The sequence below is a fragment of the Nostoc sp. C96 genome, assembly GCF_059384975.1.
Window position 1 is genome coordinate 1191967 of sequence record NZ_CM182020.1, and the last position, 17257, is coordinate 1209223.

15 protein-coding genes and 1 pseudogene are annotated in these 17257 nt (G+C 41.3%); 7 read left to right on the top strand and 9 right to left on the bottom strand.

Annotated features, from left to right (window positions below; translation table 11 throughout):
- Positions 1-52: 52 nt before the first annotated feature.
- Genes AC504W_RS05235 through AC504W_RS05250 form a run of 4 tightly spaced genes read right to left on the bottom strand, consistent with a single transcriptional unit; the run spans position 53 to position 4095 of the window.
- Positions 53-1222 (bottom strand): DegT/DnrJ/EryC1/StrS family aminotransferase, encoded by a 1170-nt coding sequence (locus AC504W_RS05235; RefSeq protein ID WP_494876616.1) that lies wholly within the window; start codon positions 1220-1222, stop codon positions 53-55.
- Positions 1219-1800, bottom strand: coding sequence for an acyltransferase (locus AC504W_RS05240; RefSeq protein WP_494876617.1), 582 nt, complete (start codon positions 1798-1800; stop codon positions 1219-1221). Before AC504W_RS05240 ends, AC504W_RS05235 begins: the two co-directional genes overlap by 4 nt.
- Positions 1793-2752 (bottom strand): Gfo/Idh/MocA family protein, encoded by a 960-nt coding sequence (locus AC504W_RS05245; RefSeq protein ID WP_494876618.1) that lies wholly within the window; start codon positions 2750-2752, stop codon positions 1793-1795. Before AC504W_RS05245 ends, AC504W_RS05240 begins: the two co-directional genes overlap by 8 nt.
- Before the next feature lie 14 nt (positions 2753-2766).
- On the bottom strand, positions 2767-4095 hold the full coding sequence (locus AC504W_RS05250; protein ID WP_494876619.1) for a nucleotide sugar dehydrogenase: 1329 nt from the start codon (positions 4093-4095) through the stop codon (positions 2767-2769).
- A gap of 370 nt (positions 4096-4465) precedes the next feature.
- Here AC504W_RS05250 and AC504W_RS05255 point away from each other — a divergent pair, with 370 nt between their 5' ends.
- The gene (locus AC504W_RS05255; RefSeq protein WP_494876621.1) at positions 4466-5581 is read left to right on the top strand and encodes a GumK N-terminal domain-containing glycosyltransferase; all 1116 of its coding nucleotides are present in this window, start codon (positions 4466-4468) and stop codon (positions 5579-5581) included.
- Positions 5582-5591: 10 nt separating this feature from the next.
- Here AC504W_RS05255 and AC504W_RS05260 read toward each other — a convergent pair whose 3' ends face one another.
- The gene (locus AC504W_RS05260) at positions 5592-6446 is read right to left on the bottom strand and encodes a Uma2 family endonuclease (protein WP_494876623.1); all 855 of its coding nucleotides are present in this window, start codon (positions 6444-6446) and stop codon (positions 5592-5594) included.
- 116 nt (positions 6447-6562) lie between these two features.
- On the opposite strand from AC504W_RS05260, the gene petP reads away from it, so the two are divergent.
- The 4 genes from petP to AC504W_RS05280 all read left to right on the top strand — a co-directional run bounded on the left by petP (position 6563) and on the right by AC504W_RS05280 (position 9538).
- The gene (gene petP, locus AC504W_RS05265) at positions 6563-6754 is read left to right on the top strand and encodes a cytochrome b6f subunit PetP (protein WP_062293192.1); all 192 of its coding nucleotides are present in this window, start codon (positions 6563-6565) and stop codon (positions 6752-6754) included.
- An 86-nt stretch (positions 6755-6840) separates the two neighbouring features.
- Complete coding sequence (locus AC504W_RS05270) at positions 6841-7941, top strand: Get3/ArsA fold putative tail anchor-mediating ATPase NosAFP (RefSeq protein ID WP_494876624.1); 1101 nt, start codon at positions 6841-6843, stop codon at positions 7939-7941.
- Positions 7942-8051: 110 nt separating this feature from the next.
- A complete protein-coding gene (gene chlG / locus AC504W_RS05275) occupies positions 8052-9101 on the top strand; it encodes a chlorophyll synthase ChlG (RefSeq protein ID WP_494876625.1) in 1050 nt (349 codons plus the stop codon).
- A 149-nt stretch (positions 9102-9250) separates the two neighbouring features.
- The gene (locus AC504W_RS05280; RefSeq protein ID WP_096583300.1) at positions 9251-9538 is read left to right on the top strand and encodes a hypothetical protein; all 288 of its coding nucleotides are present in this window, start codon (positions 9251-9253) and stop codon (positions 9536-9538) included.
- A gap of 58 nt (positions 9539-9596) precedes the next feature.
- Here AC504W_RS05280 and AC504W_RS05285 read toward each other — a convergent pair whose 3' ends face one another.
- The 4 genes and pseudogenes from AC504W_RS05285 to AC504W_RS05300 all read right to left on the bottom strand — a co-directional run bounded on the left by AC504W_RS05285 (position 9597) and on the right by AC504W_RS05300 (position 13797).
- The gene (locus tag AC504W_RS05285) at positions 9597-10556 is read right to left on the bottom strand and encodes an MDR/zinc-dependent alcohol dehydrogenase-like family protein (protein ID WP_494878571.1); all 960 of its coding nucleotides are present in this window, start codon (positions 10554-10556) and stop codon (positions 9597-9599) included.
- A 117-nt stretch (positions 10557-10673) separates the two neighbouring features.
- Positions 10674-11243: a hypothetical protein gene (locus tag AC504W_RS05290; protein ID WP_494876627.1), complete on the bottom strand. Its 570-nt coding sequence runs from the start codon at positions 11241-11243 to the stop codon at positions 10674-10676.
- A 185-nt stretch (positions 11244-11428) separates the two neighbouring features.
- A complete protein-coding gene (locus AC504W_RS05295; RefSeq protein ID WP_494876628.1) occupies positions 11429-12235 on the bottom strand; it encodes an inositol monophosphatase family protein in 807 nt (268 codons plus the stop codon).
- A 127-nt stretch (positions 12236-12362) separates the two neighbouring features.
- Positions 12363-13797 (bottom strand): annotated as a pseudogene (locus tag AC504W_RS05300) (BCD family MFS transporter).
- 326 nt (positions 13798-14123) lie between these two features.
- On the opposite strand from AC504W_RS05300, the gene AC504W_RS05305 reads away from it, so the two are divergent.
- Entirely contained in the window at positions 14124-15929 is a 1806-nt protein-coding gene (locus AC504W_RS05305; protein WP_494876630.1) for a PmeII family type II restriction endonuclease, read from the top strand.
- A gap of 139 nt (positions 15930-16068) precedes the next feature.
- Positions 16069-17019 (top strand): aldo/keto reductase, encoded by a 951-nt coding sequence (locus AC504W_RS05310; protein WP_494876631.1) that lies wholly within the window; start codon positions 16069-16071, stop codon positions 17017-17019.
- Positions 17020-17257: the final 238 nt, after the last annotated feature.

Genomic DNA, 17257 nt, shown 5'->3' on the forward strand with positions numbered 1-17257 from the left:
TTGCACCTAGGCAGATTCATCAACAAAAAGTTAGTTTACCCTAAATAGGATGTTATGAATCAAGGACTATTGCTTCCTTGATTGTTTTAACAATGCGGTTAATTTCGGTCTCGGCTAATTCTGGCCAGATGGGTAGACTCAGAACTTCATCAGATAGCAAATCACTCACGAGATTAGTGGGATACTGACCTTGATATACAGGCAATTTATCTTGAGGAATGGGATAGTAAATCATACTACCGATGCCTTGAGCAGCTAAATGTTGCTGTACGCGATCGCGCTTACCATCTAAAATCCGAATGGTGTATTGGTGAAACACATGACCATCGGCGAGGTTTGGTGTAATTACACCTGCAACATCAGCCAATAATTCGTTGTAAGTTTTTGCAACTCTGCGTCTGCCTTCATTCCATTGGTCAATATGGGGCAACTTCACGCGTAAAATTGCGGCTTGCAATGTATCTAAGCGAGAGTTATAACCTAAAACTTCATTATGATACTTCTTCTTAGCCCCATGTACGCGCAACATCCGAGCAGTTTCGGCTATTTGGTCATTATCAGTACCAATTAATCCCCCATCACCGAAAGCACCTAAATTTTTAGAAGGGAAGAAAGAATAAGCGCCAACATCGCCAATTGTGCCTGTTTGTTTGCCTGTAATTCTGCTACGAGTGCTTTCTGGGCAACTATCATTACATCCCGTACAAGTGCCATGATAACGTGCGCCAAAAGATTGGGCGCAGTCTTCAATAACTTTGAGATTATTTGCTTGGGCAATATCTAAAATGGCTGCCATCGCTGCGGGATTACCATAGAGGTGAACCGGCATGATGGCTTTGGTGCGTGGTGTAATTTTCTCAACAATGGCGGCTGGGTCAATGTTAAAGCTATCTGCGCTAATATCAGCAAATATTGGTGTTGCGCCTACATTACTAATTGATTCGGCTGTGGCGAAAAAGCTAAAGGGTGTGGTAATTACCTCATCACCTTGACCAATTCCTAAAGCTTTTAACCCAATAACTAAAGCATCAGTTCCAGAGTTTACCGCGATCGCGTGTTTCACTCCCAGATATTCGGCTACTTCTTGCTCAAATAATTTGACATCTGGCCCCATAATAAATTGACCAGATTCCAACACCCGTGTGATAGCTTCCTGAATTTCCGGTTTGAGAGATTCGTATTGCGGTTTAAGGTCGAGAACAGGAATTTTATCTTGGCTCATGAAACCCTTATCACTTCTTTCTCTGATACTTGTTGATATTTAGTGCCTGTAGAATCTACAGCATAGCCATCAGCATCAAACTGTAGCACATCTCCGTAGGCACTCATCCACCCAATTATTTTTGCAGGTACTCCAGCCACCATTGCATAAGCTGGTACATCTTTGGTCACGACTGCGCCGGCTGCGACAAAAGCACATTCATGTAAGGTAACACCACAAACGATTGTGGCATTTGCACCAATACTGCTACCGCGCTTGACTAAAGTACGTAGGTAATCGTTACTGGTATTGCGGGGGTATTCACAACGAGGTGTTTTGACGTTGGTGAAGACCATACTGGGGCCGCAAAAAACGTAGTCTTCCAAAATTACGCCTTCGTACAGGGAGACGTTATTTTGAATTTTGCAATAATCACCAACAACTACGTTATTAGAAACTAAAACATTCTGCCCGAAGATGCAGTTATGCCCTATTTTCGCTTTGCCAAAGATGTGGCAAAAGTGCCAAATTTTTGTACCTTCGCCAATGTCTGCACCTTCATCCACATAACTGGATTCATGGACAAAATAATTAGCCATGTAGGTATTTCTGCGCCTCCTCTAAAATTTCCACAACGGCTACACCATTCCAACCATCAGAACGGGGTGTTTGACGAGTTTGCAAACAATCTAGGAAGTGTTGACACTCGATTTTTAGCGGTTCTGATGCGGCTACTTCCACAATTTCACTACCTTGGTCGTAGTGTTTTAAATCTTGGTCAATATGTTTGTGATGGATAGTCACGGTTTGAGCGACTTCATCGTAAACTAACATTTGCGCTTCGGCAATCACTACAGTACTGCGTTCTGTTAACGGCCAGTACCAAGAACAATTAATTTGGGCTGATTGACCACTGCCAAAGCGGAGGTCAACTTGCACGTAGTCTTCAATATTGGGTTGCAAGATAGCATGACCTTGAGCTTGGATGCTTTGCAATTTTGGGTTGCCCAACAAGTCTAATACTACCGAAACATCATGAGGTGCAAATGACCACCAGACATTTTCTTCGCTGCGGACTTTGCCGAGTTTCAATCTTCTAGCGGCGACGTGGAGAACTTTTCCAGCTTGACCACTAGCTAGATAATTTCGCATCCAAGCGATCGCTGGCTGGTACAACAATAAATGTCCTACCATTAAAATCCGCCCGTGTTTGTCGGCGTATTCCGCCAGTTCTCTCGCTTCTTCAGTCCGCAGTGTCATCGGCTTTTCGACAAACACATCCTTACCTGCTTGTAAAGCGGCCATTGCCAATTCATAATGGCTGGGTGCGGGTGTTGCTAAGACTAATGCCGGGACATCGGTTGCTAAGGCTGCGGCAAAATCACTGTATGTAGTAATATCTGGGTACGTTGTGGCGATCGCTTCTCGTAAACCAGGATGGGCTTCGGCTACTCCAGCTAACGCCCCTAAAGCGTGGAAATTCCGCACCAAGTTTTTACCCCAATTTCCCGCCCCAACTACAATTACTTGTGCTTGTGTTGAATTTGTCACCACTTTACCTACCCCTACAGCAAAGTTACTTTATCGTGCAGGCAATCCAGATGTCGAGTGATCCCTCTGGTATCTAAAACTGCTTTGGCTTTTGCTACTAAATTGACATAATCTACTTGACTGTGGTCTGTGGCAATAATTACCAAGTCAGCCGCTGCAATATTCTCATCAGTTAAGGGCAAACTAGCGAAATTTTGACCTTGGACTTCAATTTCCGGCACAAAAGGATCATGGTAAGTTACGGTCATTTTATCTTCTAGTAAATAATTAATTACCATGATTGCTGGTGATTCTCGCCAATCACCAAGGTCTTTTTTATAGGCTGTACCGATTACCAAAATTTTCGATTTCGCTGGGGCTAAACCCAAATCATTGAGGACGCGGCGGGATTTTTCTCTAACAAACAACGGCATGGAGCGATTGATTTCTCCTGCCAAGGCGATAAAGTGAGTATTAAAATTCACTTCTTTGGCTTTCCATTCTAAATAATGAGGGTCGATGGGGATGCAGTGACCACCGACACCAGGGCCAGGATAAAAGGGCATAATGCCAAAAGGTTTGGTATTGGCAGCATCTAATACTTCCCAAACATTCAAACCGATGCGATCGCACAATAACGCCAACTCATTCACCAAGGCAATATTCACAGCCCTAAATGTATTTTCAAATACCTTCACTAATTCCGCAGCCTTGGCGCTACTGACTGGTACTACATGGTCAATAGTCTGCTGATAGAATAAAGTTGCTACTTCCAGTGAATGAGTATCTGAAGCACCAACTACCTTATTAGTATTTTTGGTTGTGTAGCGCTGATTACCAGGGTCTACCCGTTCTGGTGAATGGGCGAGAAAGAAATTTTCCCCCTGCTTTAAACCACTGGTTTGTTCTAATACCGGACGCATCACCTCATCCGTAGTGCCTGGATAGGTGGTAGATTCTAAAGTTACTAACTGTCCTGGTCGTAAGCGTTTAGCAATCGAATGAGTCACACTTTCTATGTAACTCAAATTTGGTGTGAGATTTTTTGTCAACGGCGTGGGGACGCAAATTACAATTACGTCCATCTCGGTAACGCGATCAAAATTCAAAACCGCTTGTAAATTCCCACTACTGACAACTTGTTTCAAATCTTCATCTTTAATATCTGTGATGTAATTATCAGCCATGTTGACTTTTTCAGCCCTTTGGGGATTTTGCTCAATTCCCAACACCCGATAACCAACTTTGGCTTTTTCGACAGCAAAGGGGAGTCCTACATATCCCAACCCCACAACACCAACGATCGCTGTATGGGTTCTAATCTTTTCTTGTAAAGCTAATAAAACAGAAGGCTTTTCCAACATGGCTCTATGGATAATAATTACACCTATAAAATTGGAGATTTTCCTGCTTTAATGCAGATTATTTCCAATATTTCACAAGATGGATAATAGCAAAATAAATCTTTTAAAATTATTGTAAAAATTTTAACAATAGTGGATAAAAATTATTTTTAATCTGTCAAAGTGATTCTACACTAGGCGCAGCAGGCGAAGACAGAATTATCCCATCATTGAGTTGAACTTATTATTACCATATTAATTACCTAATAGGTAAAAAAAGATATTTGTAACTAGATGGGAACACAACACTGACTTCAGCTTTCATTTGATTGCCATAGCTGTATTAGTTTAGCAGTTTGAGGAAAATATTTATGATGATATACAGCAAGTTATGAAGCGTGTAGTTTTAGTAACTGGACACTATTGGAATTCTAAACGCAAAGCAGGTTTTCACTGGCTGGCTGAGGCTTTTTGGCATCAGGGTTGGCAAGTTATTTTTGTCACGTCTGCTTTGAGTTGGTTGTCTGTAATTCGGAGAGACTATCGCCTAGCTTATCCGGTATTGCAAGAAGCAAACCAACTTCAGCTAACACGGAAAAATTTCTGGAGTTATGTTTGGTTTACACCTTGGCATCCGGCTAATCTGCGCTCTAATCTACTCAATCATCTTAGCCGTGGTTTGTTTAATTTATACGGTCAACTTCCTCTAGGAACCGTAGAAACTCTACTAAAAGAGACTGACTTATTTATCTTTGAGAGTACACCAGGTTTGCTACTATTTGACCGATGTAAACAACTTAATCCTCAAGCTCAGTTTATCTATAGAGTGTCTGACGACTTGCGCCTTTTACGCAATCACCCAGTTGTATTAGACACTGAAGAACGAGTCGCCCCCAAGTTTGATTTAGTCAGTGTACCCAGCCAACATATTTACCGTTTATTTGCGGGCTTACCGAATTTAGCACTAGAGTTACATGGCATTCGCAAAGATATATTTAACCAGGAGTATGCCAATCCTTATTCCGTCTCAGATACACCTAACGTAGTTTTTGTCGGTAATGCTCATTTTGATTACGAATTTTTAGAACAAGCTAGTCAATTATTTCCAAATTGGCAATTTCATATAATTGGGCCAATGAATAATTTACCTCAAAGAAACAATATTCTTGCTTATCAAGAGTTACCCTTTGAGTCTACAATTGCCTATATTAAACACGCAGATATAGCACTTCAGACACTAGCATATAGTCCTGGTGCTGAGTGTTTTACTGATAGTCTCAAAATTATTCAATATAGTTACTGTCAACTACCAATTGTCGCTCCAGCTTATCTTGCATCTTCCAGAACAAATGTTTTTTACTATCAACCAGGAGATGCTAGTAGCATTTATCAAGCTTTAATTGCCGCACAGATGTATGACCGTTCCCAAATTCCAACTCATGAAATTTATTCTTGGGATGACTTAGTATCACGGTGGATTAAACGTATAGAAAAAAATTCATCATAACTTAATCTAATCAACTTAAATTGTCTGGGTCAATTCCTTGCGATCGCAAATATTCTGCCAACCGTTGCGATCGCTCCTGTTCTTGTTGCAATCTTAGTTCAGTGTCAGATAACTGTTGTTGTACCTGACCTGCTTGTTGCTGTGCCTCAACTGCTTGTTGTTTTGCCTCAACTGCTTGTTGCTGTGCCTCAACTGCTTGTTGTTTTGCCTCAACTGCTTGTTGCTGTGCCTCAACTGCTTGTTGATATGCTGCAATTGCTTGATTTTGTAAGGTTAGGGCTGCCTCTTCTGGTGTTGGTACTAACTCTCCTTCAGGGGTAAAGTAACGAAGTTTAGCATTTTCTACACCTAAATACAGGCCAAGTACCTCACTCCAACACCAGCCACGCGTATCCGGCTCGATTTGTTGATACTTGTTACCAATCAACTCAAAACCAGCAAATTCTAGATTTTCGGGTGAAAACCAAAAATACTCAGGTGTGTGAAATCGGTTTTCATACAGACTTTTCTTTAAATTCCGATCAATGTTAGCTGTACTTTCCGAGAGTAATTCAATAATCAAATCAGGATAACGACCATCTTCTTCCCAAACTACCCAAGAATTGCGAGGTTTCTTTTCCGTATCCTTTACTAAAAAAAAGTCAGGGCCACGAAAATCTCGATTTCGTAATTGCTGACGACTAAAGTATATTGTCAGGTTTGCACCAATAAAATAGTCATTTCGATCACGCCACAGCCATTCTAAGCAAGTAACTAAGAGTAATAGCTGTGCATAATGCAACGAAGTTTCCATTTCCGGCTCATCACTTAACAACCGAGTTGCATCGGGCATTTGTTGTTCTAGCTGTTGCGCTGTGACAAACATGGTTTTATACCTGATTGCGTGTTGATTTAATTTTAATTTGGAGTGGGGCGAAGCGATAGATGAGTCCCAGATTCCGCTAAACTGAGACTTGGTTTATTGCATTGTAATCAGGCAGCATGGAAATCGGACAAAAAGTTAAGGTGTATCGTTTACGCGATCGCGTACCCAACTCAGTTGCTCAGAAACTAGGTAAAGTCGGCGTGATTGAAGGCTACAAAATGACTGATGGTAGCGGCGTTGGCATAGTGGTGAAGTTTGAAGATAATAGTGCCACTTGGTTTTTTGAGGACGAAATCAAACCAGTGTAGTCAGGCTAACTCAAGGCGGAAGCTAAGAGTATTTGCCTAGTGCTAAGTTGGAGTGGAAAAGACAGGCGGTAATTGGAAATCACGAAATGTCCCTAATATTGACATTTTTAGGCAATAGCGGCATCGCTCGTAGCAAAATTGCGATCGCCGCAGCTAAACTATTTGCAACCCAAGGTAAGCGTGTACTACTGGCAGGATTGCCAGAACCAGTGTTACCTATCCTCTTAGAACAAACACTCTCTGCCGACCCTCAAGAAATCGCTCCTAAATTGCACGCAGTACAGTTGCCCGCATCTGTACTGCTAGAACGCAACTGGGAAGAATTAAAAAAACTTGAGGCGCAATACCTGCGTACACCCATTTTTAAAGAGGTTTATGGTCAAGAACTGGTTGCTTTACCAGGGATGGACAGCGCCCTCGCCTTAAATGCTATCCGCGAATATGATGCCAGTGGCAAATATGATGTAATTATTTACGATGGCACGGGTGATTCATTTACATTGCGACTGTTGGGTTTGCCAGAATCTCTCAGTTGGTATGTCCGGCGATTTCGACAGTTATTTGTCAACTCCGATTTAGGCAAGACAATTTCCGAATCGCCCTTAATTCAACCTCTGATTACCAGTTTTTTTAACGTCAACTGGACAGCAGATAATTTTGCTCAACCCACCAACCAAGCCAACGATTTCTTAGATAAGGGAAAAGCTGCTTTAGCTGACCCTAATAGAGTCGCGGCATTTTTGGTGACTACCAATGACCCGATTGAAGTAGCGGTTGCTCGTTATTTGTGGGGTAGCGCTCAACAAGTTGGTTTGACAGTTGGTGGTGTTGTCCAGATTTCTGACCAGACAACAGCGAACTTAGGCGCAGAATTTGCACCTTTAGCTGTAAGTGTTGTCCCTGATGTTACCCAAAATGACTGGCAAGCGCTGATTGATGCTTTACCCAACTTTGTCGAGCAAGCAAACCAAGTACCAAGACCAATGGAAATTGATGTCCATAATCGTCAGGTGCGCTTATTTTTACCTGGATTTGATAAAAAACAGGTAAAACTCACCCAGGTAGGGCCAGAAGTAACGGTAGAAGCAGGCGACCAACGCCGTAATATTTTCCTCCCGCCAGCCTTGACAGGTAAGCCTGTCACTGGAGCGAAATTCCAAAATAACTATTTGATTATTTCTTTTTAGATTGGGATGAAGGATGAAGTCTGAATCATAAGGTTTCATACTTCATACTAGCCTCCGGCAAGCCGCCATTAAGGCGGCTACATACTTCATACTTTCCCATACATAATCTTATGTCTGAATCAACTCCCATACCCCCCAATTCCAACCCGACTGAGGCAGTAGACTCAGTAATAGATAATTCTAATGAAGCAGGAATAGTCGCAGAGAGCGAACGCAATGCCAAAACGCGCCAGCTACTAGGGATGAAAGGCGCATCACCCGGAGAAACTTCCATTTGGAAAATCCGCCTGCAATTGATGAAGCCCATCACTTGGATTCCCTTGATTTGGGGCGTAGTTTGTGGTGCAGCATCTTCGGGTGACTATACCTGGACTCTAGAAAATGTCTTGAAAGCCGCAGCTTGTATGTTACTTTCTGGGCCGCTGCTGGCTGGTTACACCCAAACCATGAATGATTTTTACGATCGCGAAATTGATGCCATCAACGAACCCTATCGCCCCATTCCCTCCGGCGCAATTTCTGTACCCCAAGTTGTCGCCCAGATTTTAGTATTATTAGTATCGGGCATTGGTTTAGCATACGTCCTAGATATCTGGGCTGGTCATGAATTTCCCACCGTTGTAGCCCTAGCGATTTTCGGATCATTCGTTTCTTATATTTACTCTGCCCCTCCCCTGAAACTGAAGCAAAACGGCTGGCTGGGGAATTATGCTTTAGGTGCAAGCTATATCGCCTTACCTTGGTGGGCTGGTCATGCTTTATTTGGCGAACTGACTTGGCAAGTTTTGATTCTCACCTTAATTTACAGCTGGGCAGGGTTGGGGATTGCCATTGTTAACGACTTTAAAAGTGTCGAAGGCGATCGCCAGTTAGGGTTAAAATCACTACCAGTCATGTTTGGTGTTACTACCGCCGCCTGGATTTGTGTCTTGATGATTGATGTATTTCAAGGCTTGATGGCTGCTTATCTCGTCAGCATCCATGAAAATTTATACGCCGCCATTTTGGTACTGTTAATCATTCCTCAAATCACCTTCCAGGACATGTATTTTTTGCGTGATCCCTTGAAAAATGATGTGAAATACCAAGCCAGCGCCCAACCATTTCTTGTTCTCGGAATGCTGGTGGTCGGTTTGGCGTTAGGCCATGCGGGAGTTTAAAAAATTGCTGAGTGCGGAGAACAAAGAAAGATCATATTTCGTTCAGCACTCAGCACTATTTTCAGTTTGAATATTACCTAGGAATCAGAAATTAGCCCTCCGCACTGCGATAACATAACTTCTAACTATTATTTTTATCAGGACTGGCAGTGTTACAAGCAATTATATTTATCATCCACGGCATTCAAAAATTTTTAGTACCGATTTGTTTTGTAGGCGCATGGAGTTTGATGATTCTCGTCGCTTGGAGTCTGTGGACAGCGGCGCGGGATAGCGTAGCTACAGCCAAACAAATGCACCAAATCCCTTGTCCTGGCTGCCAATTTTTCACCGACGACTACCGCCTAAAATGTACTGTACACCCGTCTGTCGCTAATACAGAAGAAGCGATCAACTGTATGGACTATCAGCCGAAGACGAACCCTTATTTGTATTAGGGGTATAGGGGTATAAGGGTGTAAGGGAGAATAATTTATCAAGTATAAATTTCACACTTCATACTTCACCAACTTCCAACAATACTTTTAACACGCCCCGACGTTGGGCTTCTTCAAAAGCTGCAAGAGCTTCTGTGAGGGGATAATGGGCATGAATTAGAGGTTTTACGTCTACTTTTTCTGCTGCTAATAATTCCAAAGCAGCCGGAAAAGGGCCACAACGAGAACCAATGAGGGTGATTTCGTCCACAACCAAAGACGAAGCATCTAAACTTAAATTACCTGCGTATGTACTTTTCATGACTAGGGTACCACGAGGGCGTAAAGCACGACGAGCGATCGCAAATCCTTCAGGATTACCAGTACAATCTACGGAAATATCAAAAGCTTTATCGGTAACTGCATCAACTAAACCAGTTTTAATTCCTCTGGCTGCTAAATTCGCCAGTTTTTCGGGATGACGACCCACCACCAACAAGTCGCAGCCAGTTAAAGCCAGTGTTTGGGCGACAAGTTGACCAAGTTTCCCATCTCCCACAACTAACACCCGGTCATCTGCACACAAAACCACCTGCTGCTGAATTTCTAACGCTGCTGCTAGTGGTTCGGTAAAAGTTGCAATGTCTGTAGGCACATTATCCGGTACAGGATGTAAGTTTTCTATGGGTAAACACAGATAATCTGCAAAAGCACCGTGACGGTTCATAATACCCAATACTGTGCGATTTTCGCAGTGAGTCGGCTGTCCTCGGCGACAGAAACGACAATGACCACAGGCTGCATTAATTTCGCCTACTACCCTTTTATTGATTAAGTTTTCCGGCCCTTGTTCCACAATACCGACAAACTCATGTCCCAAAATCCCAGCATACGGATAGTAACCCCGCTTCAACTCCAGGTCAGTATTACAAATTCCCGCCCGTAAAACACGCACCAAAGCTTCCCCTACTTCAGGTTTGGGAACTAGAATATCTGTGCGTAGTTTTAGTTGTTGGTTTTCGAGCCACAGTCCTTTCATCACTATTCCACTGGTAGATACTGCACCAACCGGTGAATAGTATAACAACTTTACTCTACTCCGCGTTACTTTGCGCTTAACTCCGCGCCCCTCTGCGTTTGTGAAATTACTCCAAGCCTAAGCAAATTCGCCCGTATCCTGATGGCAATTAACGCCAATTTTATTTAACCAAATGATTAAATCTTCGGAATGAACTGCAATTTCGCTTCCTAAAGTTTTGATATAAAGTAGCCCATCACTAATAGTTAAATCTCTGATGGGATACCAAGCATCACGATTTTGAATCAAAAGATCCAAAGGAATACCACCTTTTAAAACATTCTTGCGATATCTCCACCAAGCACGCCATAAAAACACAGATTTAGTACAGTGCATCTGATAGCCTTTTGGCACTTTACAATATTTATATTGATAGAAACCTCGATTGTCTATCTCTCCTTTTAAGAGATAGCTGTATTCTACTAATACCTGATTGATCGATTCCCAATAAGTGGAATTTGCCTGAACTAGAAACTCAGATGATGCACAGTTTAACTGTGCTGTAGCAATTACACCTTGAGATTTGGCTGTAAGTTGGTTAGTGTTATATACAGTTTGTGCTGTCAAAGCAGAATTGGATAATAAAATATCTTTGTTGTGGATAGTTTTGTCTACAAATTCGTGAATTAGTTCTAGGTTGGATAACATTAGATTTATACCAAGTACAACGTTATGTAACTTAGTAGTTTCGCTAGACTTACACCCCAATCAGGATCAGGACAATTTGATTTACATTAAAAACATTGTTGGTTCAAACTTTTATTAAATTAAAGTATAAAAGCCTACACTAATCTTCATTGTGTAGGCTTTTTAGATCAGCTATCTGATAGATATTAAATTTTCAACTCTTTGAGAAATGGTTCAAATACTGTCGCCAATTCTGCACGGCTGAGAACTAAGGTAGGAAAAGAGCGATCGCTATAATCTTCTCCCACTGATAATGGAAATGGCTCATATTTGAGAGACTTCCAACTCCCACCAGCCGCTTGCACAATTACCCAAGCGCCGGCTATATCCCAAACTTTTGGTGTCGCTTCAATTCCACCTAACACCGCCCCAGTCGCCACGGTAAGAAAGTTATAACTAGCCACACCCAACATCCGAATTTTGCAGGGAAATCCTGGTTGAATGACAGAGGTACTACGAGAACAAAGGTTAAAAAAGTGATTATTACTGGGAGTATCAACACTAGTGTGGATGGGATGATTGTTGAGAAATGCTCCAGTGGGTGTGGCTAAACCCGATGTACCTGGCCAAAAACCGTGAAAACTTTGACCCAATAACGGTACGTGAACATATCCAAAGACAGGCGTACCTTGATACAGCAAACCCAGAGAAATCGACCAAATTGGAATTCCACGGGTAAAATTAGTTGTCCCATCCAAAGGGTCGATTACCCAACACCATTCTGTCCCCGGAAATGTCTTATCCGCTTCCTCGCTGAGGATACCATAACCGGAGAAATTAGCCGCGATCGCATCCCGAATTTCCTGATCTGCCCATTTATCAGCCCGTGTTACCAAAGTACCATCAGCCTTTTGTAAAGCCTGTACTTGCCCAAAATCTTGTATTAGTTGTTTACCCACTCTGCTAGTCGTAGTGTGGGCAAAATCGAGAACTGTTAACCAAAAATCATTCATTTGATTACTAGGGAGTGAATTAATTAAGGAAAAAGTTAAAAGTTAAAAGTTAAAAGTAAAAGATTAGTTTTTTTACTTTTGCCTTTTTCCTTTTGCCTTACCTTAATACCCATACACCAAATTTTAATTAGTCTAGATCGCTTTCTAAGACAGATGCGATCGCCTGTTTGGTACTAGTTTGAAATTCTGTGATGTTGACGCGGTTAAGAAACCCAATTGACAACACCATTCCCACAGCTTCTAAGGCAAATACCAACCCGTAAGCTAGTTCCAAACTAGGTAACACTCTCCGCCCAATATCCAAGAGTGTACCGCCGATGACAACCGCTAAACCCCTAGAAATAGACTGCGCCAGTCCCCATGCACCAATAAACGTTCCGGCGGCTTCGGCTGCGGTTAAATCTAGCATCAAGCTAATTGCAGCCGTGGTTAAGAACCCAGTCGCTAAACCAAATAACACCAAACCAAATTTGAGAAAAGCTGCATTAGCTGTAAATCCCGAAATCCCTAGCAATAATGCACACAAAGCCACCAACATACACCCTAAGCGGGCGCTTCTGCGCTTACCTAAACGCGGAACTATCAAAAATCCAGCCACAGCGTAAGCAACCAGCAAACCAATACCATAATAAATGTTTAATTTGGTGCTTTCCGCCAAAGGCATTTTAAACACCTGACCGGCATAAGGTTCTAAAATTGGGTCTTGCATAAACAAGCACAGCGTCATTACCACCAAAAAGGTGAAAAACAAACCTGTTTGGGGACTAGCTGTTAAGATTTTCCAAGCCGCATCTAGGGTAATGCTGTCCTCGCGGTTGGACCAACGTGGAACGGTTGGCATATTGGGAGTATTTTTTTTCAACGCCGAAAGTGGATGCGATCGCCAGTCCAAACACAATGGCTGGGACAATTATAAATAATCGGTTAATTGATGCTTGTAATGTTTCTGGGGTAGCTTCTGGGGTTAATTGCTTGAGCAAGCTAGAACTAATAATTGCGCCGACAATAATTCCCACCATCAGCATTGACCAAACTACACCGACGACTTTAGAACGGTTATCTTCTTCCGATACATCTACCAACAAAGCCGCAAAAGCCGTACCACTAGCACAAATTGCTAAACCGTAAATAGCAAAAACTAAAGATAGCAAAGCTGTCCAGCCAATGGTTTGAGTTGTCCAAACCCAAGCACCAGAAACACTCGCAGCATTATTTAGTTGCCACATTACTTGTACCGCTAAAAAAGCAGCGATCGCAAATATCGCCGCCCCTACCCATACATAAGCTGTCCGGTGATAACCGCCTAAAGGTTTAGCATCCGACATCTGACCAAACCATATCCGCGAAGGTGACACAAACGCAGGTAAAGCCAGAACCAGCGATACCAACGTCGCCGGAATCGCAATTTCTTGAATCATGACCCTGTTGAGTACACCCAGAGTCAAAATCGACATCATACTCAAGCCCATTTGAAATAAGCCAAGCCGAAACATAGTCGGTAAATTGACCCTTGGCGCAACTGGGTATTTTGTTTCGCTATCAAACACTTCACCGCTTGCCATAGCTGTTTTTTCTGATGGTTTATCAAAATAGTCTCTCTTTAATTAAAGATAAACTGTTCGATATTCCAAAAAACCCAATAATTTAGGGGCATGAATTTTTTGATTCTACGGTAGAGATGCTTTCAAGCTATAGAATTTCATCCACCAGAACCGTACCACCCTCACAAAAACTTATAATGAGTTCAAATGAACTAATGAATGTGATAATACCTTGAGTTTTACCGCACCATATAGCGTCCGTACACCTTTTAAGGTAAGCTAGAACGCCGCATACTCATCTTTAGTGTATTTTGGTTTAGCAAAATTTCAGTTTAAGAAGTTCAGCAATGGTAGAAGCAGCAATAGACCTTACCTTCGGATCTGAGGAAAATCTTATTCAAGAGTTAGATTTAGTTGACCAGGATAATCCGCAAAGTTGGAAAAATAAGTTGATTCTCGGTGATTGTTTAGAGGTATTACAAAAGCTGCCTTCTGCAAGCGTTGATTTAATTGTTACTTCACCTCCATATGCTGATAGTCGGAAAAAAACTTATGGAGGAATTTCCCCAGATGAATATCCAGATTGGTTCCTGACAAGAGCTTTAGAGTTAAAAAGAGTTCTAAAACCTGAAGGTTCCTTTATTCTTAATATTAAAGAGAAAGTTGTTGATGGGCAAAGACATCCATATGTGTTGAATTTAATTTTAGGAATGCAGAAGCAAGGATGGTTATGGACTGAAGAATATATATGGCATAAAAAAAATAGTTATCCTGGCAAATGGTCTAATCGTTTTCGAGATTCCTGGGAGCGTTGTTTACACTTTAACAAGCAAAAGAAATTCAAGATGTATCAGGAATCTGTCATGGTTCCTATGGGAGATTGGGCAAAGTCACGTCTCAAGAATTTGAGCGAGACAGATAAAAGACGAGATAATTCTAAAGTTGACAGTGGATTTGGTAAAAATATATCTAATTGGTTAGAGCGTAAAATGGCCTATCCAACAAATGTTTTACATTTAGCAACTGAATGTGGAAATAAAAATCATAGCGCAGCTTTTCCTAAAACTCTCCCCTCATGGTTTATCAAGTTATTCACCGATGTAGATGATGTAGTCCTTGACCCATTTGCTGGTTCAGGAACATCTTGCATAGCTGCTAAAGAACTAGGCAGAGATTATGTAGGAATTGAAATTAAAACAGAATATTGTGAATTAGCAGAACTGAATATTAAAAAAGCAGTTCTCAATACTCAAATTTTGAATAATAGTAACCAAAACCATGAGGAATTAAATGTGGCTGGCTCAAATAATGAAATATATGATGATTATTTGGTTAAGTACGTCCTTACACCTTTCTATGACAAGAGATTTGAAAAGTTGAGCAAGTTAAAGCTCAAAGATGTTCTTAAGCGTAAAAATCCTTATTTGTTCAAGGCAAAGAATATTGAACGCGCCCAAGATTTCGTTGATAGCATAATTACTGCCTTTCTTTCCTCACAAGAAGAAACCATCTTTGGCAATTTGTTAGAGGGCTTTGCAATAAATATATCTGAAACTTTGTACGGTGGTTTTAAATCAAAGCTCAACAGTGTTGATTTAGAGTTTAAGCGAGATGAAAATTATTATATTGTAGGAATTAAATCTGGTACTAATTGGGGCAATGCTGACCAAATTAGCAAGATGAAAGATAATTTTAAAAAAGCAAGACATTTTTTGAGAAAACAAGGTATCACAAGCAATATCATCGCTGTTAATGGTTGTATGTATGGCAACGATAGTAATCATTTTAAGAAAGATGTAGATGCCGAAAAAACATATTTTAAATACGCTGGGCAAGAGTTTTGGGAATTTATCTCAGAAAATCCAAACCTTTATCAAGAGATGATTGTTCCTATCGGAGAGGAAGCTAAGAAAAAAGATGAACTTTTTAAGTCTACTCTGGATGCAAAAGTTAATGAAATGACTTTTGAATTCATGCAGTATTTTACTCGTAACGGTCGTATTGATTGGATTAAGCTTGTTGATTATGTATCTAAAAAAGGGGATGTAAAATTAGAACCTGTATCTCAACAGTTGACATTGGAACTAGAAGGAAGAAATTCAGATTTAGAAGAACCTCTGGATTTAGCAGATGCACTAGATTTTGAAGAGTAGTTAGCATCGGGCAACAGTTAGAGGCTGAGTTAAAGAAAAGACGGACATAGTGTAAAGTGCGATCGCGCAAATATCACATACTACTGACCAACGCTACACTAAAAAAGTAAAGAAATGTAAATGTATAGATATTGCGATCGTGGAAACAATTACATTAGGTAAAAATGGCCCAACTGTTCCACCCCTATGTATTGGTACTTGGGCTTGGGGTGATAAACTGTTTTGGAATTATGGCAGCGATTACGGCCCAGAACAATTACAAGCAGCCTTTACAGCAGCGTTAGAAGCGGGTGTCACCTTTTTTGATACCGCCGAGATTTATGGAATGGGACTGTCAGAACAATTTTTAGGGCAATTCATCAAGCAGACACAGCAACCAGTGCAAATTGCCACTAAATTTGGCCCGCTTCCTTGGCGATTTACAGGACAGTCTGTTAGTGACGCATTAACCGAAAGCCTCAAACGCTTGCAACTAGAAAGAGTTGAATTGTATCAAGTGCATTGGCCATTTGCCTTTTTGTTGAGTCAAGAAACACTAATGGACACCTTAGCGGATGAAGTGAAGCGGGGAAGAATTGCCGCAGTAGGTGTCAGTAATTACTCAGCAGATCAAATGCGAGAAGCACATCAAATATTAGCAGCTTGGGGAATTCCTTTAGCAGTCAACCAAGTACGCTATTCTCTACTTACTCGCCAAGTAGAAAGTAATGGTATTATCGCAACTGCCCGTCAGCTTAGTGTAACAATTTTAGCTTATAGTCCTTTAGCGCAAGGATTGCTCACAGGCAAATATACGCCGGAAAATCTCGAAAAACTCAGCGGTGCTAGAAAGCTGAACCCAAATTTTAGTAAAGAAGGCTTGCAAAAAATAGCACCAGTGATATCTTTGCTACGTGAGATTGGAGAAAAACACGATCGCACTCCGGCTCAAGTAGCACTCAACTGGTTAATTGCCCAAGGTAATGTGATTCCTATTGGTGGCGTAAAAACAGCCGAACAAGTGAGACAAAATGCTGGTGCTTTAGGCTGGAACTTAGATAACGATGAAATCGAAGCAATCGAAAAAATTACTCGTCCTTGGTTGAATTAAACTTTATAGCAATCGAGGTATAGCTTAGGACATCAACAAATGATAAAACTTAGAGACCAAAAGGCTTTTATCCCTGTCCCCTGCTATACATAATAAATATTCAGCTTGTAGCTGCTCTAAGTCTGCAATAGCGAACATAAGAATATCGAAAATACATCTTTATTTATGTTCCTACAAGCTGATCAAATCGGTTAGCAATCAAAGTTAAATAATCAACAGTCGTGAGTAACTAATCACT